This is a genomic window from Paenibacillus sp. QJM3NY_38, assembly GCF_056173265.1.
Window position 1 is genome coordinate 4498497 of record NZ_CM149665.1, and the last position, 25567, is coordinate 4524063.

Here is a 25567-nt window from a genome sequence, read left to right on the forward strand (position 1 = left end):
TTAGCCTTCCAGAAGCAGCGACTCTGGATCTTCAAGGAGCTCTTTAACCGTTACCAGGAAGCGAACCGCTTCGGAACCATCAACGATCCGATGATCATAAGACAATGCGATGTACATCATAGGACGATTCTCCATACGCTCAGCATCAATCGCTACCGGGCGAAGCTGGATTTTGTGCATGCCGAGGATACCCACCTGCGGCGTATTCAGGATCGGCGTAGACAACAGCGAGCCGAAGACGCCGCCATTCGTAATCGTAAATGTACCGCCTTGCAGTTCAGACAAGGACAGCGCATTATTTCGAGCCTTCGCAGCCAGATTGCCGATTTCCTTCTCAATCTCAGCAAAGCCAAGACGATCTGCATCGCGCACGACCGGAACAACAAGTCCTTCTTTCGCGGACACCGCAATACCGATATCATAGAATTTCTTCACAACAATATCATCGCCATCGATCTCGGCATTCAGATGCGGGAATCTCTTCAACGCACCTACAACCGCCTTGGTGAAGAAGGACATGAAACCGAGGCCTACGTCATGCTTCTCTTGGAAAGCTTGCTTACGACGCTTGCGCACATCCAGGATCGCTGTCATATCCACTTCATTGAAGGTAGTCAGCATGGCAGCCGTATGCTGCGCTTCGACCAAACGATTCGCAATCGTCTGACGACGACGGGACATGCGAGTGCGTTCTACCGGCTTGCCATACTCAGCGGCCGGAGCTTGTGCTGCCGGTGCGGCAGTGGAAGCTGCAGGCTTGCTTGGTGCAGCAGGCTGCTTGGCTTCATTATGATTCTTCACATCATCATGGTAAATCCGACCGATTGGATCGCGGCCCTGTACCTGGTCCAGATCAATCCCGCGTTCACGAGCCAGTTTGCGTGCGGATGGCGATGCAGTCAGACCCGCTCCTTCCTCGTTCTGAGCCGGTACCGGAGCTTGCGGCTTCGGTGCTTCTGCTGCGGGTGCCGGAGCAGCCTCCGTTTGTGCGGATGCTGGAGCTTCAGCCGCCTTCGCTGCCGGTGCGCTTGCAACGCCTTCCTGCGGAGAAATTTGACCGATGACTTCACCGATCGTTACATTCTCCCCTTCTTGACGAAGGATTTTTTCCACAACGCCTTCAGACTCTGCGCTAATTTCAAGATTAACCTTATCCGTTTCTAACTCGAGCAGCACATCACCGATGTTAACGCTATCCCCTTCTTTAACGTGCCATTTGAATATCGTTCCTTCGGTGATGGATTCGCCCATAGCTGGTACAGTAATTTCGCTCACAGCCGCTACCTCCCCAATGAGATCTCTTGATTTATAGTTTTACGATTAAGGGCAAAAGAAATGATGGTCTGTTGCTCATAAGCATGAACATCCTGATAGCCGCTAGCAGGGCTGGAACGCTCAGGACGTCCGCTGTAACGGACCTCTGTGCCTTTAGGTGCAATTTCACGAATTCTTGGTTCCATGAAGCTCCAGCTGCCCATGTTCTGAGGTTCTTCCTGAACCCACAGAATCTCTTTCAGGTTCGGATACTTCTGCAGCACACGGGAAATTTCTTCTTTAGGGAATGGATACAGCTGTTCCACACGAAGAATATGAATCCAGGACTGATCCTGATCCTTCTGCTTATCCAGCGCATCCTCCAAATCGATGGCAACTTTCCCCGAGCACAGAACAAGGCGCTCCACCTTCTTCGGTGATTGGCCAAGACCCGGCTGCTCCATCACTTTCTGGAAACCGCCCTCACTGAACGCGTTCACAGGCGATGCCACGCGCGGATTACGAATCAAGCTCTTCGGTGCCATAATCACCAGCGGTCTGGCATCTTCCGTTTCCGTCAAGGAAGCCTGTTTGCGCAGCAGATGGAAATACTGAGCAGCGGAAGTCAGATTCGCAACCGTCCAGTTGTCTTCTCCACTCAGCTGGAGGAAGCGTTCCAGTCTTGCACTGGAGTGCTCAGGACCATTTCCTTCATACCCGTGAGGAAGCAGCATAACCAAGCTGGACTTCTGTCTCCACTTCGAGCGGCCGGCCGTGATGAACTGATCAATGATAACCTGGGCACAGTTAACGAAATCACCATACTGCGCTTCCCAGATCACTAAAGTCTCCGGAGAGTACACATTGTAGCCATATTCAAATCCAACGACGGCTGCTTCGGTCAACGGGCTGTTATAGATCGCAAACGATGCCTTAGCTTGCGGCAACCGGTGCAGCGGGCAGAAGGTCTCTCCATTAACCGCATCGTGAAGCACGAGGTTACGATGGGCAAACGTTGCACGTTCGGCATCCTGTCCCGTAATCCGGATCGGCTTGCCGTCGGCAAGAATCGTAGCGAAAGCCAGCGTTTCGGCATGACCCCAGTCCACCTTCTCGCCCTCGTCGAGCGAGTTGCTGCGGCGCTCGAGAATACGTTGAAGCTTCGGATATACCGTAAAGCCTTCCGGCCACTGCAGGAGCTCGCGATTAATCCCGCGCAGTACTTCTGCAGACACATTCGTAGCTGCTTCCGTCTTGGATTTACCGTCCGTAGCGTTCAGTCCAAGCAGGATCTGATCAACAGGATCCTTCGACTTCACGCTCTCGTAAGAATTCTTCAGGACCTCCAGAACGCTATTCTTCAGACCGTCCACTTGTTCTTGGGTCAGAATGTTTCCATCCACCAGTTTCTTCATATAAATCGTGCTGACGGTTGGATGGTTCTTCACCTTCTGGTAGATCAGCGGCTGGGTTGTTTCCGGATCATCGGTTTCGTTATGGCCATATTTCCGGTAACCGACAAGATCAATCAGAATGCTCTTCTTGAACTTGTTGCGATAATCGCTGGCTAGACGAGCAACCGCGATACATGCTTCCGGATCATCCGCGTTCACGTGGATAATCGGAATCTCATATCCTTTTGCCAAGTCACTCGCATAATGAGTGGATCTGGAATCCTTGCCTTCTGTCGTAAATCCGATACGGTTATTCACGATAATGTGAATCGATCCGCCCGTACGGAATGCCGGCAGTTTATTAAAGTTCAAGGTTTCCGGCACGATCCCTTCGCCAGGGAACGCGGAATCACCATGAATTTGAATGCTCAGCGCTTTGTTTACATCCTGCTTCGGATAACCCGCTTCACTGCGATCCTCCTGAGCAGCACGAGCAAAGCCCTCTACCACCGGATTGACATACTCCAGGTGACTCGGATTGTTCGCAAGGGTAATCCGAACCTGCCGTGCTTCATCCTTCTTCAGATAACGGTCCGCGCCCAAATGATACTTCACGTCACCTGTCCAGCCATAGTTAATGCCCATGGAGCCTTCGGATGGAACGAGATGTTTATTCGGAGAGTGCATGAACTCCGAGAAAATCTTGCTGTAATCCTTGCCCAGTACATGAGCGAGGACGTTCAAGCGACCGCGGTGCGCCATCCCCACAAGAATGGAATTGACATCCACTTCGGCCATTTGGCGAACAATCTCGTCAAGCAGCGGTACAAGTGCTTCGTTGCCCTCAACCGAGAAGCGTTTCGCACCTACGAACGTGCGGTGCAGGAATTCCTCGAATTGCTCGGCCTCAAGCAGCTTTTTCAAAAGCCCCCTGCGCTCTTCTACGCTCATGGCGGACAAATAACGTCCCGATTCTGCCTGCTCGTTGAGCCATTTGCGTTCTTCTTCATCGTGAACATGGCTAAATTCATAGGCAATGGAGCCTGTATATAGTTGTAACAGCCGCTGGATTGCCTCTAAGCCATTCTTGATATCGCTAGGAGCCTCCTCCCAGACGATCTCTGCAGGCAGGGCTGCCAAATCCGCTTGGCTGAGTTGGTAGCTTTCTGGTTGAAGCAGACGCGTGTCAGCTTCGTTTCCAATTCCAATCGGATCAATGTCGGCGGCCAGATGACCGTAGGTTCTAATGTTCCATACCAGTTTGCCGGCAGCTACCCCTTTTTTCAACAATTGCGGGTCGTAGCTAACACCTTGTCCCTGCGAATCCGCTTTCTTTTCATTGTTTTCCAAAGATGGAGGCGGTCCCCAGCTGGCGAACAGCTCACGGTATCCTGGCTCCACAGATTGCGGGTCTTGCAAAAACTTCTCATACTGATCTTGAATGTACCCCAAGTTCGGACCGTGATATTTCTGCCAAGGTCCATCTGTCATTCTGTCAAGGGTCTTCATCGCTGACTCCCTCCGTCAGATTATTTTGATTGCTCAAGGACGGAATTTCTAATTTTACATTTTACGTACTGCATTTTACATTAAATAAACGTTTTCTTACGATTACATTATAATACACTTGGCCTCAATACCGAAAATACCCTTTATATATAATAATGATCTCAGAAACAGATGAATTTGCGTCAATTTTTTGACGATTTGTCCATGAACCACCCATTTCTCTGTATAGGGTTCCAATTAAAGTCATTATTCTGAAAAAGTATCCACTTCCAGCCAGTCCATCTGCCGCAGCGGTTCAGGTCCGGTATCCATCCCCATCAGCTGAAGAAGCTGTTTGGCGTTATCGGAAGCATCGCCTCCCGAATTGTTATTGAATATGATCCAGCACTGCTTCGACTTCTCAAGCAATTGCTCGATCCATCCCTTCCACTGCTCCAATTCCTCTAAGCTGTAACGGTATAAATATCGCACCTCGCGCCAGTTGGGCTGACCGCTGGAGTGCCACCCTTCGGCGTTACGTCCATGCATCCGGATCATCACAGCTTCTGTACCCGTTGTCTCAAGAACGACCGGTACGGATCCAATACCTGCTTGCGGCTCATCGGCGATGCTGTGAATCCAGCCCTCACTTCGCATAAACTCAAGCGTCCTCTCCCGAAACTCCGGCGCATACCAGCTCTGATGCCGAAATTCCAGGGCTACGGGCACATCCTTCATCCACTCCCGCGTCCGCTTCAGAATGTCCACGTGTTTGCGTTCGCACCCGAACCAGGGCGGGTATTGAAACAGAACGGTCCTTAATTTGTCCGCAGCCCGCAACTCCTCAACTGACGTGAGCAAATGATCAAACATCGTTTTGACGCTAGGATATCTGTCCTTGCCCTGGCCGCGTGCATGACCTGTCATGCCTTGATAAGCTTTTACAATAAAACCGAAGTGGTCTGGGACGGCAGCTGCCCACTTATTCATTTGTTCCGCTGACGGTATGGCATAGAACGAATTGTCCATCTCCACGAGGGGAAAATGCCGGCTGTACATTTCCAGCCTGTCCGAAGGCCTCGCCCCTTCATCATACAGCTTGTCATGATCTCCCCAGCCGGACAGGCCCACCTGAATTACATGCTCATACTTTTCTTCCTTTAACATAACAATCCTCTCATCCACATGATTTACCATATCGGGGACTTCTATTAATTAACCTCAAGCGGGATATTTCAAAAGCAGGCAACCCCTTACTGATTTTACAAATGCCTTCAAATACGCTTACTTCTGATCGTAAAAAACATGATGCGCCTCCAGTATTCCGTTCTCGATGAGCATCCTTCCATAGGAGTACCGGGGCTGCCGCCTTTTATCCGTGGCGGAACCAGGATTGAAGAGCAGCACCCCTTGCACATGTTCTTTAAACGGGATATGGGAGTGACCGAACAAGATACAATCCACCTCCGTGTCCGCAAAAGCCTTCCTTGCGCGAGAGGGCGTTGTTCCTCCTTGTCCGTGCCCATGCACCATACCGATGCGTTTGCCTTCGATTTCGACCAGCTTCTTGTAACCTAACCGTTCGATGATCCGCTCATCGTCCACATTTCCGGCTACACCTTCCACCGTGGCATATTGACTAAGCTGTTCATAGAGCTCCCAATTGGACCAGTCACCAGCATGAAGGATAAGATCCGAATGCCTTATATCTTCAAGCAGCGAGGCTGGGAGCTCTTTCGCTTTTCTTGGCATATGAGTGTCTGACAATACCGTAATCCGAAATGGATGACTCATCTTGATGGCCCCCTTCTTCATGATATGAAATGCTGAGAAATCTGCTTTCTAATACCAATCTATATCCTACCAAATAATCGAATCCAAACAAAACCGCGCAGAGTGAGCTGCGCGGTTTGCTGGTCAGTTACCTGACAGAAAAAAATTTCCATCTTAAGTTTTAGTTTGTCCATGTGCTGAATACAATGTACGAGCATGAGGGTACAAGCTTTCTTACTTATCCATGTTCATGACGAGAGGTGGAAGTCAATGAGTATTTTTATTAGCTACATGATTCTGGGCCTTTCTCTATCAGCCCCCGTAGGCCCGGTCAATGCAGCGCAGCTCGACAAGGGGATCAAGAAAGGTTTTTGGCATGCATGGTTGTTTGGCATCGGTGCGGTCCTGGCGGATATCCTTTATATGATTTTGGTCTACCTGGGCGTTGTTCACTTTCTGAGTACGCCGTTTATGCAGACCTTCCTTTGGCTGTTTGGTGCCTTTGTTCTTATTTACTCCGGGCTGGAAAGCATCCTGAATGCCCATAAAGTGACGATCAGCCAAGAGAGTAGTGAAGATTCATTATGGAGAAGTATGCTCTCCGGATTTCTCATGTCCGTATCCAATCCGATGACGATTCTATTCTGGCTTGGCATTTACGGCTCCATTCTTGTCAAAACTGCGGCGGATGAGGGATCCGGAAATCTGTTCCTCTACAGCGTGGCCGTTATCGCTGGAGTCGTGATATGGGATTTGTTCATGGCTGCGCTTGGCAGCGTATTCCGCCGATATTTGAGCAATAGAGCCCTTTCCCTGGTCTCCATTCTATCCGGAATCTCGTTGATCATCTTCGGCGTTTATTTTGGAATCCGAGCTCTTGCCCTGCTATATCCGCTCATATTCTAACGGGCCGGCTTAGGACGAAGCTTGGGCTTGTCCGCCTCTCTGGCATGGCCTTGCCCGGATTTCTTCCACACGGAGCGCATGCATAGTACCACCAGACCGATTACCAGAATAAACCCAAGACTGATCCAGAGCCCCGGCCGACTCGTGGGGTGCAGTGCGGTTCCACTTACAGCAGCCGCAATCAGAAGCATTCCGATATATCGTTTGATCTTGCCCCAAACCGTAAGCTCTATAAGCCGGCCCGCCGATATGAGGATGAAGAACCAATTATACAGCAGCATAAGTCCTGCACCGGTGGTCAAATACTCATAAATTTTGCCTGGCATGAGCAGTGACAACACAATGGATACAATCAATCCGACAGCTGTAAGGGATAGTGCATATATAGGCGTATCCCGCTTAAACTTTTTCATGGCAAACAACTTGGGAGCGTCCTTATCCTCGGATAACGTAACCAGCATCGTCGTCACAGCATACAGCGAAGCAACCATGGTCGAGAAACCGGCTATAATCAATACAGCATTAAATATATGCGGGATAAAAGGAAGCTGGTAGGAGCTTAGCGCCACCACAAAGGGACTTTTCGTCGTGGAGAATTGATTCCAGGCCACCATGATCACCGCCATCCCAATAGAAAGAACGTATACGATGGATAGCAGCAGAATCATCACTCTACCTGCTTTAGGCGCTTCCTTCGGATTCTTCAAGCGAATCGCCATAACCCCCATGACTTCGATTCCGCCAAAGGCATAAAACGCAAAAATCAGGGACGACCACATGCCCATGCCGCCTGCCGGAAAAATTGCGTTCAGGCTGCCTGGAACGTGCAGCTTCGACCCTCCTTTTAACCACCCCATCAGGGCGGCAGCAGCAATGACGAGAAACATGACAATCGCGGCGATCTTAATCACAGCCAATACATTCTCCAGCCGGTCAAAGCCTTTGTTCCCGATCCATATGACAAACAGCCCCAATACGGCATAACCTGACGCAAATATCCACATCGGAATGCCAGGAAACCAAAAACGCGAGAAAATCGCAAGCGCCGTCATCTGGCTCCCCATGATCAACACTTCGGAGCACCAGTACATCCATCCTGTAGAGAAGCCTGCCCATCGGCCATAGGCTTTTTTGGCGTAGGTTCGGAACGAGCCCTTCTGCGGGTCCTCGGCCGTCATCCTTGACAGCACATCAAATACGAAGAAGGTGGCTGTCGCCGCCAGTATTATCGATAGAAGAAAAGCCGGTCCTCCCAGCCGGATACCTAATGCAGATCCGAGAAAATACCCTGTGCCGATCGTTGATGCAACCCCCAACAGCGATAGCTGCCACCATTTCAAGTTCCCTGCCTCCGTCTTCGCCCCTTTGTTCACGGTTCAATCCTCCAGAATATTGTTATGGGTTCGTTCAAAACTTTCCTTATTATGAAGGGAACGTCCGTGCTTTATGTACAAGGCGGCTGACCTAAAAATACCTTTTTCGAAAAACAGAAGGCTATGTCCTAACCTCTTGCTGGGTTCTTTCGCATATTATGGTTGTTCTCCGTGAACCATAAACGGGAAGAAAGCTGAATTGGGGGATCACACATGTCAGGAGTTCGCGGTATTCCAACGAATCAGGCGTTTATGATTATGATGCTTACGGCCGGCTTGACCAATCATGTCATGATCATACCTGTGCTTCTGGAGAAATCCGGACGGGATGCCTGGATCACCATTATGGTGTCCGCCGTATTATTCTTGCCCTGGGTTCTGCTTATTTACGGGATCATCAATAAGATCGGCAATCGTTCCATTACGCAGGCGTTAGACGAAAGCAGCGGCAGAGGGTTCCGCTTGCTAGTGATGAGTATGTCAGGTTTGTATTTTTTCGCCTTTGCCTTCTATACCTTGAAGGAAGTTATCGATTGGACGAAGTCCTCCTATATGATCCATACTCCCGTCATTGCAACGGCATTGATACTCATGGTGTTATGCCTTGTCACTATGAATCACGGCATAAAGACCATCGGCGTGTCCGCCGGCATATTGCTTCCTTTTGTTGTATTGCTGGGGATCTTCGTATCCTTATCCAACGTTAAAGTAAAAAACTATAACTATCTGCTACCCGTGCTGGAGGACGGCTTCCTGCCGGTGATTAGCGGGATCCCCGTTATGTTCGGAGGGCTATCCCAGTTTATATTGATATTATTCTTGCGTCCCCATCTTCAGAAAAAGCCTAGTTTTCTTACGATCCTACTCATCCATATCGTCCTCATATTCCTTACGTTCGGACCCACCGTCGGAGGTCTTGCCGAATTTGGTCCGGAAGAAATGAAGCTTCAGCGGTATCCTGCCTATGAACAGTGGCGTCTCGTTAAGTTAGGCAAATTCGTGGAGCATGTCGATTTTTTATCCATTTTTCAATGGCTTAGCGGTGCTTACATCTCGATATCGGTTTCGATTTTTATGCTCTGCGAAACCCTGCTTCCCAAGTCCAAACAAAGTGTCGGCATATTAGCCGCTTCCACGCTGCTCATTATTTTGTGCGCCTCCCCGATCAGCAATCTCAAAATGTATTATGCGATGGCCGACTATTTTTTGCCCGTGTCCGCCATCTATATTACCATCTTAAGCCTCCTGCTATTCTTCCTGATCCGCAAGCCCGAGCAACAACAGCAACAACAGAAATCCACTTCAGCGAAAGGAGAACCTCAGTCATGACCTTGACAGAACAACAACTTCGAGACCGTTATACCGATTCCGATGACGTATACATTACGTCTTATCCGGGTGAGGAAGGCGATTTATTGCCATGGGCGATCCTAGTTTACAGTCCGTTAATGTGCGATTCACAACTGCTGTCCAAAATTCTGCTGCCTGTTATCAGTAAAGAATGGAATATGGCGGTTTCCCAAAGACAACCGTTCGATCCAAAACATCTGGAATATCATCTTACCCTTGACATATACGAGTCCAACATGGAGTCGGTCGATGACATTGTTTACTCTGGTTATGTCGCGTTGTATTTTCCAAAGGACAACATGCTCTATTCTTACAGCGCAAGCAAAAGTATTGGACGTGCACCTGAAGAAAGTGCCACAGAAACCTCTGTCAAAGGACCTCGTGACGGATTTGTCGAGGATTTGGATATCAATGTATCGCTTATTCGCAAACGGCTGAAATCTCCCGGCCTTGTCTATTCCTCCTTTAAGCTGGGCGACAAGAGTAAAACCTCTGTCGGCATCATGTACTTAAAGGACAAGGTGATACCGGAGACTGTCAAGGCAGTCGTAGATAAACTCAATGATTTCTCCGGTGACCCTCCCGTGGGCATCGGCGAGCTTGCCGAGCATTTATCACCGTATCGCTTCACGGTGCTCCCGATGTTCGATTATACGGGCAGGACGGATCTGGCTTACGACTCGTTAACTCGCGGCCGATTAATCATTATTATGCAGGGAAGCCCCGTGCTATTGATAACGCCTGCCAGCTTCATGCAACTTCTGTTTGCCGCGGAGGATCCGCAAATGCCGTTTTATTTCATCATGCCCTGGAGAATTCTGAGAATGGTTGGCTTCATACTTTCCGTTTTCCTTCCAGGATTTTATATAACGCTGTTGTCCTTTCATCAGGATCAAATCCCCTTTCCGCTGCTGGCAACCGTGGCAAACACCAGGCTCGGGCTTCCTATTCCAACAGGGTTTGAGATGCTCATCATCCTGTTTCTGCTCAGCCTGCTGCGAGAAGCCGGCATGCAGATGCCTTCTCCCATCGCGTCAACCATTACGGTTGTATCCGGTATCATTATCGGCGACGCAGCCATTCGGGGCGGTTTCTTTTCCCCGACGTTGACGGTGATTGGTGCACTTTCCTTCGTTGCGGGCTCCACCCACTCCAACCAGGATTTTGTTGTCACGCAGACGATCCTTCGCTTTTTTGTCCTAACCATCTCCTCGATGTTTGGGTTATTCGGCTTCTTCATATCGCTCTTCTTAATCGTTCAGTATGCAGCCAACCATAACCCCTTCGGACAGCCGTACCTTGCTCCCTTCTCCCCGTTCTCCATTTCCAAAATCATTGGAAACCTCATGCGATTTCCGGGTAAGCGAAAAAAGGGTGGCGCGCTATGAAACGGATATTGATGCTCCTGAGTATGCTGTCTTTGCTGCTCTCCGGCTGTTGGGACAACAAAGAAGTACAGGATATCAACTATATCACCGCTTTGGGTATCGATTACAAGGACAATAAGTATATCATCTATGTGCAGATGCTCGACTTTGCCACGATTGCCAAGCAAGAAAGCAGCAAGCCAACTGAAAAAGCGCCAATTTGGGTCGGCCGAGGAACCGGCACCACATTGACTGAGGCCCTTATTGATTTGTATACATCGAGTCAGCAGCGGGTCTCCTGGGGCCATGTCACGGCCTTGGTGCTTACGGAATCCGTATTACAACCTAAGCAGTTGTCCCAAGTGTTCGACCTGACCAACCGTTCGCAGGAAATCCGGTATACGAAATGGCTTTACGGCACCAAGGATAAGATGGAGGATCTCTTTACGGTGTCTCCGTTCTTTCAGCTCTCCCCCCTGCATTCGCTGCTTCATGAACCCAGGGAAAGCTATGTCCAATTCTCGTTTATTCGTCCGATTCAATTCGTGAACTTTATTCGTCTCTACCGGGAAAAAGCCGCCACCGTTATGCTGCCTTCCCTTCATATTTCAACGCAGAACTGGTCGGAAAATCTGAAGCAGCATCCGATTCTGGAAGTCAACGGCGGATTTCTGATCAAAAACAAGGAATTGATGGGCTGGCTTAAACGTTCCGATCTGCTGGGGACCCGCTGGTTAGCATCGGCTAATACTCACGCTGCCGTCATCGTTAAGGCGGATGGCGAAGCCATCGGGAGTATAAGACTGGAGAACCCGCACTCTTCGATTGAAGTTATCCGCAAACCCAACAATGCTTCATATCGAATCAAGCTTAACGTAACCGGGACGGTACAGACAATGTACAAGAAGGTTGGAATTAATGAAATGAAGCGGTTAACAGAAGAGACCCTGCGAAAAGAAATGCATAATACCTTCCATAAAGCAGCATTGATACAAGCGGATCCGTATGAGTTATGTCTCCAATTGTACCGAACGGATCCGAAGCTCTGGAAGAAACTAGTGGAACAGAAAAAGGAAATCAATGATGAAACGCCTCTTGAGCTTGAAGTTGACGTCAACCTCCGATATTGGGGACAGCGCAAAAGCTTGAACCGATGAACGCGGGTCTATGAACTGCTGCATATGCCTGAAATGTGAAAACAACAAAAAGAAGCAGACCTTTATCAGCCTGCTTCTTTTTTGTTGTTTCTTTATTTCTTCATAATTTCCTTGATGTCGTCCTTAATGGATTCCGCCTGCGGTCCGAATACGATCTGAACCGCGCCCTGACCCAGACGCATGACACCGGATGCTCCTAACTTTTTGAGCTCCGAATCCTTCACAGCCTTCTCGTCCTTAACAACCAGACGGAGACGTGTGATACAAGCATCGACGCTGACAATGTTATCTTCTCCGCCGATGTTTTGCAGCACCTTGGCCGCCTTGGACTCATTGGATGCTGCGCCGGATGGGGACGGGGCATCTGTATCAGCATCGTCAGAAATCGTATCCACGTCGTCATCTTCCTCACGTCCAGGCGTTTTCAAGTTCAGCTTGATGATGAGGATTCTGAACAGCAGATAGTAAACGACACCGAAAGCCAATCCAACCGGGAGAAGCAGCCAAGCATTGGTAGACAGCTTCAGATTCACCAGGTAGTCGATCAAGCCCGCCGAGAACGAGAAGCCCAAATGCACATCCAGGACATACATGATCAATCCGGAAAGCCCTGTTAAAATCGCATGCACCACATACAATACAGGTGCAATGAACATGAACGCGAATTCAAGCGGTTCGGTGATTCCCGTCAGGAACGATGCCACTGCCGAACCGATAAAGATGGATCCGACGAGCTTGCGTTTGGACGGCTTGGCGGTATGCATAAAGGCCAGCGCCGCAGCCGGCATCGCAAACATCATGATCGGGAAGAAACCGGACATGAACATACCAGCCGTCGGGTCTCCAGCAAAGAAACGCCATAGGTCACCGTGTACGACTTCACCCGCGGCATTCGTGTAATCGCCGATCTGAAACCATGCGATGGAGTTTAATACATGGTGAAGACCCAGAGGGATCAGCAAGCGGTTGGCCGTACCGAATATGAAGGATCCGATGCCTCCAAGGCCGACAACCCAGTTGCCGAAGACGGAAATGCCATCTTGAATGGGGCTCCAAATCATACCGATCAGAACCGCAAGCACCATCGTGGAGGCTGCTGTGATAATCGGAACGAATCGTTTGCCCGCAAAGAAGCCCAGCCAATCCGGCATTTTAATCTTGTGGAATTTATTATACAGGTATGCGGACCACATACCAACAAAGAGACCGCCAAGAACGCCCATATTGAGCTTCACGTCATCCGGTATAAACGGCATCTGCAGCGGTACTTGTTCCAGCACTCTTGTTAGCACCATGTACCCAATAAGAGCAGATAGAGCCGCAACGGCGTCTCCGGCGAACCCGATTGCAACGCCGATCGCAAAGATAAACGGCAGATTATCCAGAATCGCAAGGGCACCAGAGGTCATGAACGGAGTTACATATTGATTTAGAAAAGCGCCTAGGGCACCCAAAGGTATATCTTTTTGATAGTCGATCATTCCAAGCCCCTGCAAGATCCCAGCAGCAGGCAAGGTGGCCACCGGCAGCATAAGGGACTTACCCAGCTTTTGCAATTTAGCCAGCATGTCAATCATCCTTTCAACTTCAATAATTTAGCTTTTTACTGAAACCGTTTACATAATGCGTCGAATGAATAACCATTTATTCCCTTCCTTCAAGGAACAAAAAAGACTTAGAAAATCCTCCTCCTTGGTCGTACATATATTCATCATTTTAAGGCGGCATGGATGCCATCATGATTACATACCAACAAAAAAAGCCAAGAAGAACGGTGACTATAAAAGTTATAGTCCGATTCTTCTTGGCTCATGCCCATGTTTATGGTAACACGCCTTAAAACGTATTCATTTGATGTTGTTATCTTAATTCACGACTTCCTGTTTGTCAATAACCAATATTTAAATCATTCGCGCCTATAGAATTGAACTATTTCAATTCAATGGTCATGACAGGATCCTGGCCGATCACGACACTGCCGGTCTGACCGTCAACCTTGGAAGCCACCTCATCCGCATTGGTCACGATGATCGGGGTAATCGTCGGATAACCTGCGGCTTGGATTGCGGCCATGTCGAATTCGATGAGCGTCTGACCCGACTTCACCTGATCGCCTGCTTGGACATGGCTTGTGAAACCTTCGCCTTTCAATCCGACTGTATTAATCCCGATATGGAACAAATACTGCAGACCGGTCGCTGGATCCTCCAGCATCACGGCGTGCTTGGATTTGATGACATGCGCAACCGTCCCGTCAAAAGGCGCAATTAATTTGCCCTCTGAAGGCTCGATGGCTATGCCTTTGCCCATATGACCAGCAGCAAATGCCTCATCCGGTACTTGCGATAAAGGCACGGCTTTACCCGACAATGGTGCTGTGAGTTGAATAGCAGTAGCTGTTTTTTTCTTTTTCCAACGATCAAACATGTTAAGATTCCTCCCTGGGTTGATTCTTTTGTTGTAGCCGGCCTGTGAAGAGCCGATATAGATGCATCGCTAGAAAGCAAACCTCCGCTTCAGGTACTTTCTTGCCGAGTTCTTTCTCCATCATGCCTGCGAGACGTGTAGCCAGACCATATTCATTCGTGAACTTGGAACGGATCTGATCCGCGAACGGATTATCCACTTGGATGTCTTGATTCAGCATCCGGTCTACCGAGAACCTCAAATGCATCAGAAGACGGACATAATCCATGCTTCCCCGGTCAAAAGCGACCTGCCGCTCCTCCTCAATATACCTTACCAGGTTTCCCACCACATTCGATGCCTTCACCAGATGGCCTACTGGAACATGGCTGACGGCGGAATACACATGGTAGGTCAAGAAGCCGATCTCATCCTCCGGAACTTCGATATCGAAGGTCTGACCGATTAATTCCGCTGCTTTGGCTGCAATATCATATTCTTTTGGGAAGCTGATCCGGGTCTCTTCAAGGAAAGGATTAATAATATCCATGCCTTTGCGGATTCTGTATATCGTAAACTGAATATGGCTTGGAAGCGCCAGGTACACCTTGTCATTTAATGTGCCCGGAAACTCTTGTCCAATGAGATTGAGTATCTGATCCGTGATCTCCATCACCAGTGGATCAAATTCTTCCAGCAGATGGTGAGCTTGACTCCACTGCTCCCGATCCTCGAGCCTGAAGAGCTTCTCAATCCGCTTATCGTCCGAAGCGATCGTTCCGCCTGCTTTGGCGCCAAAGCCAATCCCTTTGCCCAGGATGACGTATTCCGATTCTTTCTTGCCGCCTGTGACCATCACGACATTGTTACCAATAACACGTACGACTGTAAACAACTCGATCCCGCTCATTAACTTCCCCCTTTCCTTTAAGTTTAATCAGAGAAACGGCGAAGGATTCATATACGAAGTAATGCTGCATACCGATTCTCCTAAACATTAAAAAAGCCAAGAAAAGACCCCAAATGAAAGCTGTCTCTTCTTGGCTCATGCCCTATTAAGGTAACACGCCGTCTTATGTTTCTGCTATGAATCCATCATAAAACAATTGGCTTACATTCGTCAACATACGACATAACGACAATATTGCTAGGCTACCGCAACGGGTAAAAAAATCTCCTCAAGCCCCAATCCATTGTTGTAACGCATGGATCACTTCTTGGATATGAATGGGCTTGTGCAGATATCCATTCGCACCGTCTGCAATAAACTGATCCGTATCCCTCATGGTGTTGGAGCTCATCACGATAATGGGGAGTTCCGCCCATTCCGGGTTCTCGCGAATCCGCTTCATCGTTTCGATTCCGTCCATTTCCGGCATGACCATATCCAGCAGCACCGCATCGATGGTTTGATGCTTGTATAACAGCTCCAAGCATTCGAACCCGTTCTGGGCCGTATGCACGGTCATCTGGAGTTTCTCCAATACGTTGGTCAAACCGTATACATTCCGAATATCATCATCCACGATCAATACGGTTTTGTGCTCCAATCGGCTGGTTACTTCCATGTCGAATGCCTCCATTGGGAGATCACTCCAACTGGCGCTGCTCGAGGAGGCAGCCACTTCAGGCAGCATAAACAAACTTTCATTGGAGCCGTATTCCGTTAGCAGCGGTAAATATAAAACAAACGTGCTCCCGATTCCTTCCTCGCTCTCCACGGTAATATACCCGCCAAGCAGCTTCGCCAAATGCAGCGATATGGATAAGCCGAGACCAGTCCCCCCGAATCTTCTGGCTGTAGTCTCTTCGCCTTGCTGGAACGCTTCGAAGATCGGTTGAAGATGCTCTGCAGCAATCCCGATGCCAGTATCCTCAACGGAAAAAGCAATGACGTCTCCACTGATCACGAAATCCGAGGTTACAATGGAATTCATCTTCTTCACCCGTAGTTTAACGCTGCCGCTCTCCGTAAACTTAATCGCATTCGAGAGCAGATTACGCAGAATTTGGTGAAGCCGCATTCCATCGCTGTATATCATGTCAGGCAAGTCGTCGGCCATCTCAATTTCAAATTCCAGATTTTTGGATTCCGCGCTTTTGGAGAAATAGCCTTCCATCAGTTCTGGAAGCTCCGTCAAATTAACCAAGTCCATTTCGATCTGCATCTTACCGGCCTCCACCTTAGACAGATCGAGAATATCGTTGATTAAATTCAGCAATTCACTGCCTGAATTATGAATGACAGAAGCGTAATGCTGCTCTTCCTCCGTCAGGTTCCCTTGCTTGTTCTCAGCTAAAATCTGGGAAAGAATTAACATGCTGTTCAGCGGTGTCCGCAGTTCATGGGACATATTGGCCAGAAATTGAGACTTGTACTTCGAGCTCTTCTCCAGCTCTTTCGCGTATTTTTCCAATTCGCTGGCCGCGATTAATGCGGCTTCCTTCTGGGCTCCTAATCGTTCGTTCAGCATATACATTTCCGCAGAATGGGTCTGCAGCTCCTCGGTCTGCGCCTGCAGTTCTTCGGTCTGACTCTGAAGCTCCTCATTCAGCGTTTGGGATTCATGGTACAATTGCTGGATTTCCATCTTGCTTTGAATCGAGTTCAATGTTACCCCAAGCTGAAAATTCAGTTGTTCGATCAGCTGAATTTCCAGCTCGTCAAACGGTTTAAACTTGGCCAATTCAATCACACCCAGAACTTGTCCTTCAAACATAACAGGCGCCAGCATCAGCGTGGTAGGCTCAGCATCACCCAGCCCTGATTCAATCCGCACATAGTTAGGTGGTATATCGTCCAGAATAATCATGCGCTGCTCCAGCATGCATTGTCCCACCAAACCTTCTCCTGGTAAAAAACGATCTCTGACCTTATTCCAAGGCTCACCATCCGGATCGGCAAAAGCAGCGGCCTTTACCAGTTCCGATCCGCCCCGGTTTATAAAAACGGCGCCGTACGGCAGCTTCATGATCAAAGCCAGCTTATGAATGAAAAACTGTACGGCCGTCTCCACGCGATCGGATGATTGGAGAAGCGTCGACATAACCGAAATATGATCCTTCGCCCAGTTCTGCCTACCGACCTGTGCAAGAAGTTCGTTGGTTGTATCCGCCAACTGGCGGACTTCATCATTGGATCGCACGTGAATCCGCTGGGAAAGGTTCCCTCCTTTGACAATATCGGAGATGATATGAGTTACCTGCGTGATCGGCCTTACGATGCTCTTTGATATCACCAAAGCTGCACAAATGGTAATCAGCGCTGCTCCCGCCCACAGGAGATACATCGTATACAATAAATGGGTATTGCTCTCCTTCATCTCTTCGATCCTGCTGGTTGTCAGTTCTCTCTCCTTGCTTCGAAACGAGAGGAACAGCTCATGAATCGAGTTCATGGCCTGCTGACCGGGATCGTTAATAAAGAAATGAAGAGCCTCCTCATCCTGTCCGAGCTGCTTCAATTGGACAGCAGGCTGACCGGCGTTGGTAATCCACTCCTTGATATTCTCCTTAATATTTTCAAGGTGATTGGCTTGCTCCGAATTATCGCTAACAAGCTTGTATAGCTTGTTATAGTTAATCTGCCAAGACGACAGCGCTTGATTGAAAGGCTCCAGGTAGGTATCATCCCCTGTTATGACATACCCCCTCTGACCGGTCTCCATTTCAAGTAAATTCTTCTCAATTTCGTGCGTGAGATTATGTACTTCGATATCGTGCTTCTCTATAAAATCCGCCTCTTGCTGCAGGGAAGAGATGCGGTCTGATACAATCCAGAGAAAAGCTCCAAGACATAATAATATCATTAAATATCCGACTACGATCTTGCTGCGGATGTTGAATTTCAGGTTGTTAGACAAATGGCTAACCTCCCTTGTCATCTATCAGTCTAAGTCTGCTCCTATCCTCATAGTAATTGTTATGAAAATGGTTTACAAGCAAAACCAGTTTTGAAGCCATCAATGATTCTTTAGTCGTAGGCAGTCAGATTTAGAAACGTTTGGGCATATATTATAAAGGAACACGCTTGTACAACATCCTTCGTTCTCATTCTTAAAAAAGGAGAGTACCTTATATGATGACCTTAAGAGCGCTTGCGGGGATACTGCATTGACAAGGCATGTTTATCATTCCAGGAAACAGGCAGAGCGTTTAGCGGGCCACGGAGTTGCGAATGTGTCGTCGCTGGAGCTGCCCCTTCTGCAAGGCATGATGATGTCAGAAACCCATCTTGAACGCGGTAAGGGTCTCTCTCCCCATAGCCACCCGGACACGGACGAATTGTGTTATGTCATTCACGGTGAAATCAGTTATTCCCTAATTGATCCGGACACTCATCAGAATCTTGTATATCAGGTAGTACCCGGTCAGGTGGTTCACGCTCCCATTGGTTGGTGTCACTGGGTAACTGCGCTAACCCCTGGAACGATCTTGCTGTTGATCTATAACACCGAGCACCCACATCAAATGGACATTGCGCCAGTCTGGGCTAATACGCTCATGGGAAGTGAAGCGCTGCAATGCAATGGCCTGAACATGAAACCTCATTCGAAGGCGCTTATAACACCTGTCCCGTTACATAAAATGACGGAGAGCGACGTTTCAGGCGGACCTCTGCCGGCCCCACCCTTACTCATAACCGGGCATCCAAACAACAAAACCACACGCAGCCGGTGATCGGCCATGTGTGGTTATTGTTGTAGAGATGCTTTTTATGTAATGATTTCGATCGTATAACATCAATCAATATAAAATCTTTGTTCAGGGCGGATCTGTTTCTTAAGGGTACGCAGGTCGGCTTCCAGCTTCGCCACCGTTTCTTCAATCTCTTCCGGGTTCAGCGCCGGACGTTCTGCCTCTGGCTTAACGCCAGCCCTGAGATCGCGAATGGTGATCTGCTGCTCCTGCCATTTATCCATAAGATCGGAGATGGTGGCATAAAACCGCTCATAATCTTGAATCACTTCGTCCAGAAAGGAATCCACTTCCTCCTGATCATAACCCCGCAGTTTATTCGAAAAATTCTTTTCATGGATAGACAAAGCGTCCAGTTGAATGCCTAGTTGCCGAAATAGCTTTTTCTGTTTATCCAATCGGCGTTTCATGTGTTCATCCATAATGATTTACCTCCAAATATTGGTGCAGCCCTACTTTTTCAGCCTTCTCTCTCTATCTTTGTTTATATCATATTAAGCACTGGGATTAAAACACTCCGGGGCTTTTTTGGAGAATGTTCCAAAAACGAGAGGCTGCCGTTCCCATGGTTCATGTGATTGTTACCAATCCATTTCGGGTATTGATTGTACATAAGGAGCTATATTACGTACTTCAACCCAGAGAGGAGCGACTTTTCTATGACAACGATGACAAAACAACAATACAACGAACTTAAACAGCGGTTGCTCAGTGATAAAGAACGATTGGAAGAGCAGCTGGAGTCCCGCGATGAAACCAACAGGGATTACTCTCTCCGGGACTCTACAGGTGAGCTGAGTGCAGCCGATAACCATCCTGCAGATGTAGGGACTGAGGTATTCGAACGCGAGCGTGATCTGGCCATCCAGGGAACGCTAGAGCATGAATTGGAGCAAATCCATTCTGCCTTGCAGCGAATGGACCAGGGCGAATACGGAGCCTGTGCCGTGTGCGGCCTGGAAATTCCGTATGAGCGGCTGGAAGCTTTGCCATATACGGCACATTGTCTCGAACATGCACCGCGGAAAGATATCAACAACAACCGGCCGGTAGAAGAGGATGTCATGACACCGCCCCCCTCCGGAGCTGGCGTCAACCGCCAAGCGGCCGACGGCAAATTTGATGACACAGGCGCGTGGGATGCCGTTGAAGATTACGGAACGTCGACGTCGCCCGGCATGTCCATTAAACCCGGACAAGACGATTATAAGAAGAATGTATGAACCGGTACAGCAAAATAGAAGGGAAAGCTGGTACCTGCACGTTAGGTACCAGCTTGTTTTCCGTGATCAGGATTCTTTACGAGTCCGAACATTGGAAGCAAAAAACTCATATTCGTCGTAACCTTCCCCGCGTTTCTTTTTATAAGGGGTCAGCATTTTATCCAGCTCAACAAAAAACTCGCGCGCTTCATCTTCGCTCATATACAAGGTGGTATTGGTCAACATGGAGGTCGTTTCGCCCTCTTGACTCATATTTTTGAAGAAACGGTCTCTATTCTGGTCAAACAACTCGGATAATAATTTGTTCGTTTCGGATCGAATTAATTCCTTGATGACCGGCTCGTCGGAATCTGCCCCGCGTTTGATCTTTACCGTACCGACAAAAGGTTCATAATATTTAGCGATGATACCGTTGATCTCTTTCGTGGATACGATCTTGACCAGTCCGATTCGCTCCAGCTTCTTCATATGATAATGAACTTTAGCCGGCACATCCCCGATCTTGTCCGCGACTTCCTTTACCGTTGCCGGACGGTCCATCTTATTCAATACATTCAATATCTGGAGCCGATATGGATCTGAATATATTTTGATCTCTTCCAGTGTAGTCAGTTCCTTCGTTTCCACACCGTACACCTCAGCTTCATGTTATTTTTCACTTCTTTTCATTATAGGCCGAGAATGTCGAAATTACAAAACGCCGAGGATTTAAATGGCACGGAAACTCTTCTTCCGAATGAGGAATATCACGGGCAGCATCATGATGAATCCCATGATCGAAAACAGAATGGGAGGGGAGTAATGCTCCGCTACAAATCCAGTAATCAAACTCCCCACAGGAATGGCAGCTGTGCAAGCTACCGTCATAAGGGCACCTATTCTGCCGAGCATATGCCTCGGCGTTACTTCCATCAGATACGTCGAGATAGGTGCGGTAAGCATAGAGACGGCAAAACCGGTAATGAACATGCAGAACGCTGCAGACTCCACCCGCCATGCCGGCAGATGTCCTGGGATCCCTAACGCAAAATAACCGATTCCGAGCAGGATAGATCCTGACATGATCAAGGTGCTCTTTTTAAAGCTCTTCCCGTAACGTCCAATCCATAGCCCGCTGCAAATCATGCCGATCAGGAGGGCCGTTCCCAGTACGCTCAGACCTCCGGCTCCGGCACCCAAGGTCTCTTTAACGTAGACCGGCTGCAGTACATTCAGCGGTGCCAAACAGAAATTATTGATCATGGCGAGCACCGTTGTTATGAGGAGCAGCGTATGCTGCTTCACAAAAAGAAGAGCCTCTTTAATATCGCCGAACACCGTTCTCGTCGTCTCTGTCGTAGGCCGTGCGGAGGCTTCCTTGGCTTCAGCCTGTTCGGCTGCCTCCGGATTCGGCATAAACGCGATAATGGTGGCGGCAATGAGAAATGTTACGGCATCGATCAGGATCGTCCCCGAAATTCCGACCAAAGCGATGAGAGCACCAGCGATAGATAAACCGATTAATTCAGCGCTCCGACTTACGGAAGTTGAGAAGGAATTGCCTGCGAGCAGTTTATCCTTGGGAAGCAACCGGGGGACGATGGAAGTCTCGGCGGGTCTGGAGAAGCATTCCAGGGTTGAATTTAGAAACGTGAACAGGAACAAATGCCAGACTTCAAGAGACCCCACAGCATACAGAAAGGCCGTTAGCGAAACCACAATGCCGCGGCTGAGATAGGTTAAGGCAAGCACCAGTTTCTTCGGCCAGCGATCGACATAGGTCCCGGTAAACAAACTGAAAAGCAATCCAGGCAGAAAGTTAAAGGCGAACAACGTACCCATTAATAGTTCAGAACCTGTGAGCATATAGACCATCCAGCTGTAAGCGATGGAGTCCAGGGAATCCCCGAATCGGGTAATGACCTGGGCAGATAAATAAATCAGATAGGGGCGGATTTTCAAGAGCTGACCAAAGCCTTCCTTTTCCAAAACAGCGGCATTTTGCATGGTTTCCTTCTCCTCTTCGTTAAATGGATAACAACATTAAACTTTTTTAATCCATTAAAATAATATTCACGTTAAAATTATTTTATCGTTAAGTTTATTTTAATGATTTCGAAGAGGAATGCAATAGGCAAAAAAAATAAATCGCCAACAGGGCGATTTATTCGATCTCACGGATGAAAGAGTTGCTTCTTTATTTAATGATCACTCGCGATGAGGATCTGGCTGCTTGAAGACATGCTTCAATGGCCCTGATGTTGCTGATGGCATCTTCCGGACCATAGGGCAGCGGCGTGCCGTCCATTACGGCCGCTGCCATAGCATCCGCTTGCAGTGCAAAGTGGTTGTAAATCCCTACCTTCTCCTCGCGGGAGCCCTTGGCCGTATGAACGCAGATCTGGGCCATGTCCTCCATCCTCTCCCATCCAAAAGCTGAAGGAAGCTCAATCCTGCCATCGGTACCTGCAATCTCTAAAGAGCATTTGGAATAGGTCCACATCCCGCACTCAAACGTAAGCCCCAATCCATCTTCAAATTCCACCATCCCGTGGACCATCATGTCCACGCCGTCATGCTCCTCAGAGAAAAAAGCATGGGCCGTTACTGCCTTGGGCTCCTGCCCATAAATCATTCGCGCTGCCGAGATGGGATAGCATCCCACGTCATAGATTGAGCCTCCGCCCATATCCTTGCTGTAACGGACATTGCTTTTATCCTCCGCATTGTTGAAGGTGAACGATCCGTGAATCCCGCGAAGCTGCCCGATTTCGCCGCTTTCGATGATTTCGCGTACACGCGCGTGTTTCGGATGATATCGGTACATAAAGGCTTCCGCAAAAAACACGTTGTGTGCTTTAGCAGCCTCAGCCATTTCTCGGACATCCGCTTCGGTCAGAGCTGCCGGTTTCTCGCATAAGATATGCTTGCCAGCCTGTGCGGCTTTGATGGTCCAAGGTTTATGAAGGTGATTCGGCAAAGGAATATATACCGCATCAATGTCGGGATCCTCCAGAAGCTCGTCATATGAACCATAGTATTTCCCGATATGATATCGCTCGGCGAGCTCACTTGCTTTTTCTGCGTTGCGGCTAGCAACCGCTCCGACCTCACAGCGTTCCGATTTCAATATGCCTGGTATCATTGAATTTCTTGCAATCCGAGCAGTACTCATAATTCCAAAGCGCAGTTTCTTGCTCACGAGGTCATTCCTCCTTTGGCTGCATTCCATTCAGATTATTTGCTAAAAATTATCGTTTACGGCTTTATGAAGGATTCCTAAACACCGATCCAAATCTGTTTTAACCTGTTTTTTGTAGAGTTTGGCTTTCTCCGCACCGTCATCGGTAAAATGGTAAAGAACGATTTCTTGAAAATCGACCCGCGGATCATTCCCTTTCAGCTGCTTGGTACGGTATAACACACCCTCCTGCACCAGCTCATGCAGAGCCCGGTAAATTTCGCTTTGCGGCGGTGAGTACCCATGGCTCTTGAATTCTTGCCGCAGTTCTTCCAGCATCTGATATCCATATCCGCGCTGCTGCTCAACCATGGTAATGAGATACACTTTGATAAAAGCACGCTGGGCGATCATAAATGCCATCTGGACGCCTCCTCCTTCACGAGCTACTTGTCCCATAATATACCTAATTATAACCCACAGTTTCCCAGTTTGCACAATAGGAAGTATCCCCCTCTTTTTAAACCAAGAAGGTGTAGATTGAAACGTGGTCGGGTGTTAATTGAATAAATGTGATGCAATAACGTCAGCTTTTATTCTATTGTGAATTTTTCATATGTTGAAATTATATAGTATATGATTTTTCATCTGCTGTTTTATGGGTTGTTGGCGTGGCTCGTTCAGATTGTTTCAAACAAAAAACCCACCCTGAAGGGTGGGTTTAATTTCTTCACATTCCGGCGGACGTGTCTGTGCTTGGTCGCGATTTGCCGTATGGGCGAACCCCGCGGCTTTTTCCTGCTCCCGCGATTCCGACAAGCCACTTCCCGAACGGCAGCTTGGCTAGCATGCGAGTGGCACCATAAGCCACGCCCACGCTGATAATCCATGAAGAGAGGATCCGAACCAGAGGGTGCATGCTGATCAGCAAAGATTCATCGACTGCATAGCTTATACGCAGTGTCAATAGATGCATCAGGTAAGCGCCATACGAATAGAGCCCAATGGAGGACAAAAGCGCATTCGCACCCGCTCCGGCATGACGACATATCCAGCCGGCCACATCGTACATGACCAATATAGAGCTAATCAGGAAAAGTGCCATCATCGGGCGAAGCAGCGATAAGGAATAGAACGTAATCGCGCCATTCTCAGCAGAACGGATTTCATGGACGGCTTGCATGAGCATCCATCCGAACAAAAATGCGAAGACCAGCCATATGACCGGCCGTGCCTTTTGAATCCATTTTTTCCAAGAGTCATGGTATAAACCGGCTGCCGCCCCCAGCGCAAAATAGAAGAAGTAATAAAGTGCATTCCGATCTGCGTAGGTTGTGAACAGCTCACTCCATACCGGGATATTCAAGCTCCCCATCCATTGGCCAATATCGTTAATCATTCCTGTCAAACCCACGTACAATAGTCCGGATAAGATCAATATCGTAAGCTGCGTCTGCCAGCCCCATCTTTCTTTGACTCCTAGTATAGCGGAGCGGAACAACGGGTATAGCAGATAGAATTGAAACAGCATAATGATGTACCAAAAATGCGAGCTCGATTTCCCGGTTAGCCATACTTCTCCAAGATATTTCCAATCCTCAATGACAGCAGGATTAAACCTATGATTGATTAATAAAGTAATCAAGGTCCATACAGCAAACGGAACGTAGATGTCGCCAAAACGCCTCTTGATGAACCTTCCGTAATGCAGCTGACCTTTATCGTTATAAAACAGCACCATGCCTGTAATAAAAATAAAGACGGGTACAGCAAATTTCGTCGCCATCAGAAGAACTGCCATCATCAAACCATCACCTGTCGTCATTCCCGGCGCGACCGAATAATGTGCGATGGAGTGCTGCAAGACCACGGCTAGAAATGCAATTCCCCGTAAGCGCTCGATTTCCGGTATTCTTTCTTTGGGCATACTGCTCCCCCCTTGGTCTGACTTCGTGCGCACACCTCATTGTAAGGGACACTGCCCCTGATCGGGTAATCCAATTATTTACTGATTCTGA

At 48.5% G+C, this 25567-nt stretch carries 21 protein-coding genes; 6 read left to right on the top strand and 15 right to left on the bottom strand.

Features of this window, described 5'->3' with window-relative positions; genetic code table 11:
- The 4 genes from odhB to AC0VZ8_RS20720 all read right to left on the bottom strand — a co-directional run bounded on the left by odhB (window position 1) and on the right by AC0VZ8_RS20720 (window position 5930).
- On the bottom strand, window positions 1-1275 hold the full coding sequence (gene odhB, locus AC0VZ8_RS20705) for a 2-oxoglutarate dehydrogenase complex dihydrolipoyllysine-residue succinyltransferase (protein ID WP_194543476.1): 1275 nt from the start codon (window positions 1273-1275) through the stop codon (window positions 1-3).
- Between the two features lie 5 nt (window positions 1276-1280).
- Complete coding sequence (locus AC0VZ8_RS20710; protein ID WP_260065293.1) at window positions 1281-4157, bottom strand: 2-oxoglutarate dehydrogenase E1 component; 2877 nt, start codon at window positions 4155-4157, stop codon at window positions 1281-1283.
- 246 nt (window positions 4158-4403) lie between these two features.
- Window positions 4404-5303, bottom strand: coding sequence for a DUF72 domain-containing protein (locus AC0VZ8_RS20715; protein ID WP_475484265.1), 900 nt, complete (start codon window positions 5301-5303; stop codon window positions 4404-4406).
- Between the two features lie 117 nt (window positions 5304-5420).
- The gene (locus AC0VZ8_RS20720) at window positions 5421-5930 is read right to left on the bottom strand and encodes a metallophosphoesterase family protein (protein ID WP_071220229.1); all 510 of its coding nucleotides are present in this window, start codon (window positions 5928-5930) and stop codon (window positions 5421-5423) included.
- 249 nt (window positions 5931-6179) lie between these two features.
- Between AC0VZ8_RS20720 and AC0VZ8_RS20725 the strand changes: the two genes are divergently transcribed.
- Window positions 6180-6815: a LysE family transporter gene (locus tag AC0VZ8_RS20725; protein ID WP_427488795.1), complete on the top strand. Its 636-nt coding sequence runs from the start codon at window positions 6180-6182 to the stop codon at window positions 6813-6815.
- On the opposite strand, the gene AC0VZ8_RS20730 is transcribed toward AC0VZ8_RS20725, so the two are convergent.
- On the bottom strand, window positions 6812-8188 hold the full coding sequence (locus AC0VZ8_RS20730; RefSeq protein ID WP_475484266.1) for an amino acid permease: 1377 nt from the start codon (window positions 8186-8188) through the stop codon (window positions 6812-6814). The genes AC0VZ8_RS20725 and AC0VZ8_RS20730 overlap by 4 nt on opposite strands.
- 213 nt (window positions 8189-8401) lie before the next feature.
- On the opposite strand from AC0VZ8_RS20730, the gene AC0VZ8_RS20735 reads away from it, so the two are divergent.
- From AC0VZ8_RS20735 to AC0VZ8_RS20745, 3 genes are read left to right on the top strand one after another with little or no spacing between them, the layout of a single operon-like run.
- A complete protein-coding gene (locus AC0VZ8_RS20735) occupies window positions 8402-9517 on the top strand; it encodes a GerAB/ArcD/ProY family transporter (RefSeq protein ID WP_475484267.1) in 1116 nt (371 codons plus the stop codon).
- Window positions 9514-10926, top strand: a complete 1413-nt coding sequence (locus AC0VZ8_RS20740; protein WP_071220225.1) for a spore germination protein — start codon at window positions 9514-9516, stop codon at window positions 10924-10926. The genes AC0VZ8_RS20735 and AC0VZ8_RS20740 overlap by 4 nt, the downstream gene beginning before the upstream one ends.
- Window positions 10923-12062 (top strand): Ger(x)C family spore germination protein, encoded by a 1140-nt coding sequence (locus AC0VZ8_RS20745; RefSeq protein WP_475484268.1) that lies wholly within the window; start codon window positions 10923-10925, stop codon window positions 12060-12062. Before AC0VZ8_RS20740 ends, AC0VZ8_RS20745 begins: the two co-directional genes overlap by 4 nt.
- 92 nt (window positions 12063-12154) lie before the next feature.
- Here the strand turns inward: AC0VZ8_RS20745 and nagE are convergent, their stop codons facing one another.
- The 4 genes from nagE to AC0VZ8_RS20765 all read right to left on the bottom strand — a co-directional run bounded on the left by nagE (window position 12155) and on the right by AC0VZ8_RS20765 (window position 18331).
- On the bottom strand, window positions 12155-13630 hold the full coding sequence (gene nagE, locus AC0VZ8_RS20750) for an N-acetylglucosamine-specific PTS transporter subunit IIBC (protein ID WP_071220223.1): 1476 nt from the start codon (window positions 13628-13630) through the stop codon (window positions 12155-12157).
- 361 nt (window positions 13631-13991) lie between these two features.
- Complete coding sequence (locus tag AC0VZ8_RS20755) at window positions 13992-14489, bottom strand: PTS sugar transporter subunit IIA (protein WP_071220222.1); 498 nt, start codon at window positions 14487-14489, stop codon at window positions 13992-13994.
- 1 nt (window position 14490) lies between these two features.
- Window positions 14491-15378 carry a PRD domain-containing protein gene (locus tag AC0VZ8_RS20760; protein WP_071220221.1) on the bottom strand — a complete coding sequence of 296 codons (888 nt, stop codon included), beginning with the start codon at window positions 15376-15378 and terminating at the stop codon, window positions 14491-14493.
- Between the two features lie 268 nt (window positions 15379-15646).
- The gene (locus AC0VZ8_RS20765; RefSeq protein ID WP_071220220.1) at window positions 15647-18331 is read right to left on the bottom strand and encodes a CHASE3 domain-containing protein; all 2685 of its coding nucleotides are present in this window, start codon (window positions 18329-18331) and stop codon (window positions 15647-15649) included.
- 250 nt (window positions 18332-18581) lie between these two features.
- Between AC0VZ8_RS20765 and AC0VZ8_RS20770 the strand changes: the two genes are divergently transcribed.
- The gene (locus AC0VZ8_RS20770; RefSeq protein WP_074961832.1) at window positions 18582-19148 is read left to right on the top strand and encodes a cupin domain-containing protein; all 567 of its coding nucleotides are present in this window, start codon (window positions 18582-18584) and stop codon (window positions 19146-19148) included.
- Between the two features lie 62 nt (window positions 19149-19210).
- Here AC0VZ8_RS20770 and AC0VZ8_RS20775 read toward each other — a convergent pair whose 3' ends face one another.
- Window positions 19211-19588 (bottom strand): DivIVA domain-containing protein, encoded by a 378-nt coding sequence (locus AC0VZ8_RS20775; RefSeq protein WP_071220219.1) that lies wholly within the window; start codon window positions 19586-19588, stop codon window positions 19211-19213.
- Between the two features lie 237 nt (window positions 19589-19825).
- On the opposite strand from AC0VZ8_RS20775, the gene AC0VZ8_RS20780 reads away from it, so the two are divergent.
- Window positions 19826-20389 carry a TraR/DksA C4-type zinc finger protein gene (locus tag AC0VZ8_RS20780; protein ID WP_475484269.1) on the top strand — a complete coding sequence of 188 codons (564 nt, stop codon included), beginning with the start codon at window positions 19826-19828 and terminating at the stop codon, window positions 20387-20389.
- A gap of 66 nt (window positions 20390-20455) precedes the next feature.
- Here AC0VZ8_RS20780 and AC0VZ8_RS20785 read toward each other — a convergent pair whose 3' ends face one another.
- From AC0VZ8_RS20785 to AC0VZ8_RS20805, 5 genes are all read right to left on the bottom strand, one after another.
- Window positions 20456-21016: a winged helix-turn-helix domain-containing protein gene (locus AC0VZ8_RS20785; RefSeq protein WP_071220217.1), complete on the bottom strand. Its 561-nt coding sequence runs from the start codon at window positions 21014-21016 to the stop codon at window positions 20456-20458.
- Window positions 21017-21097: 81 nt separating this feature from the next.
- The gene (locus AC0VZ8_RS20790) at window positions 21098-22375 is read right to left on the bottom strand and encodes an MFS transporter (protein ID WP_475484270.1); all 1278 of its coding nucleotides are present in this window, start codon (window positions 22373-22375) and stop codon (window positions 21098-21100) included.
- 190 nt (window positions 22376-22565) lie between these two features.
- Window positions 22566-23570: a Gfo/Idh/MocA family protein gene (locus AC0VZ8_RS20795; RefSeq protein ID WP_475484271.1), complete on the bottom strand. Its 1005-nt coding sequence runs from the start codon at window positions 23568-23570 to the stop codon at window positions 22566-22568.
- A gap of 42 nt (window positions 23571-23612) precedes the next feature.
- Window positions 23613-23972, bottom strand: coding sequence for a replication termination protein (locus tag AC0VZ8_RS20800; protein WP_071220214.1), 360 nt, complete (start codon window positions 23970-23972; stop codon window positions 23613-23615).
- Between the two features lie 307 nt (window positions 23973-24279).
- Window positions 24280-25476 carry an acyltransferase gene (locus AC0VZ8_RS20805; RefSeq protein WP_475484272.1) on the bottom strand — a complete coding sequence of 399 codons (1197 nt, stop codon included), beginning with the start codon at window positions 25474-25476 and terminating at the stop codon, window positions 24280-24282.
- Window positions 25477-25567 lie beyond the last annotated feature (91 nt).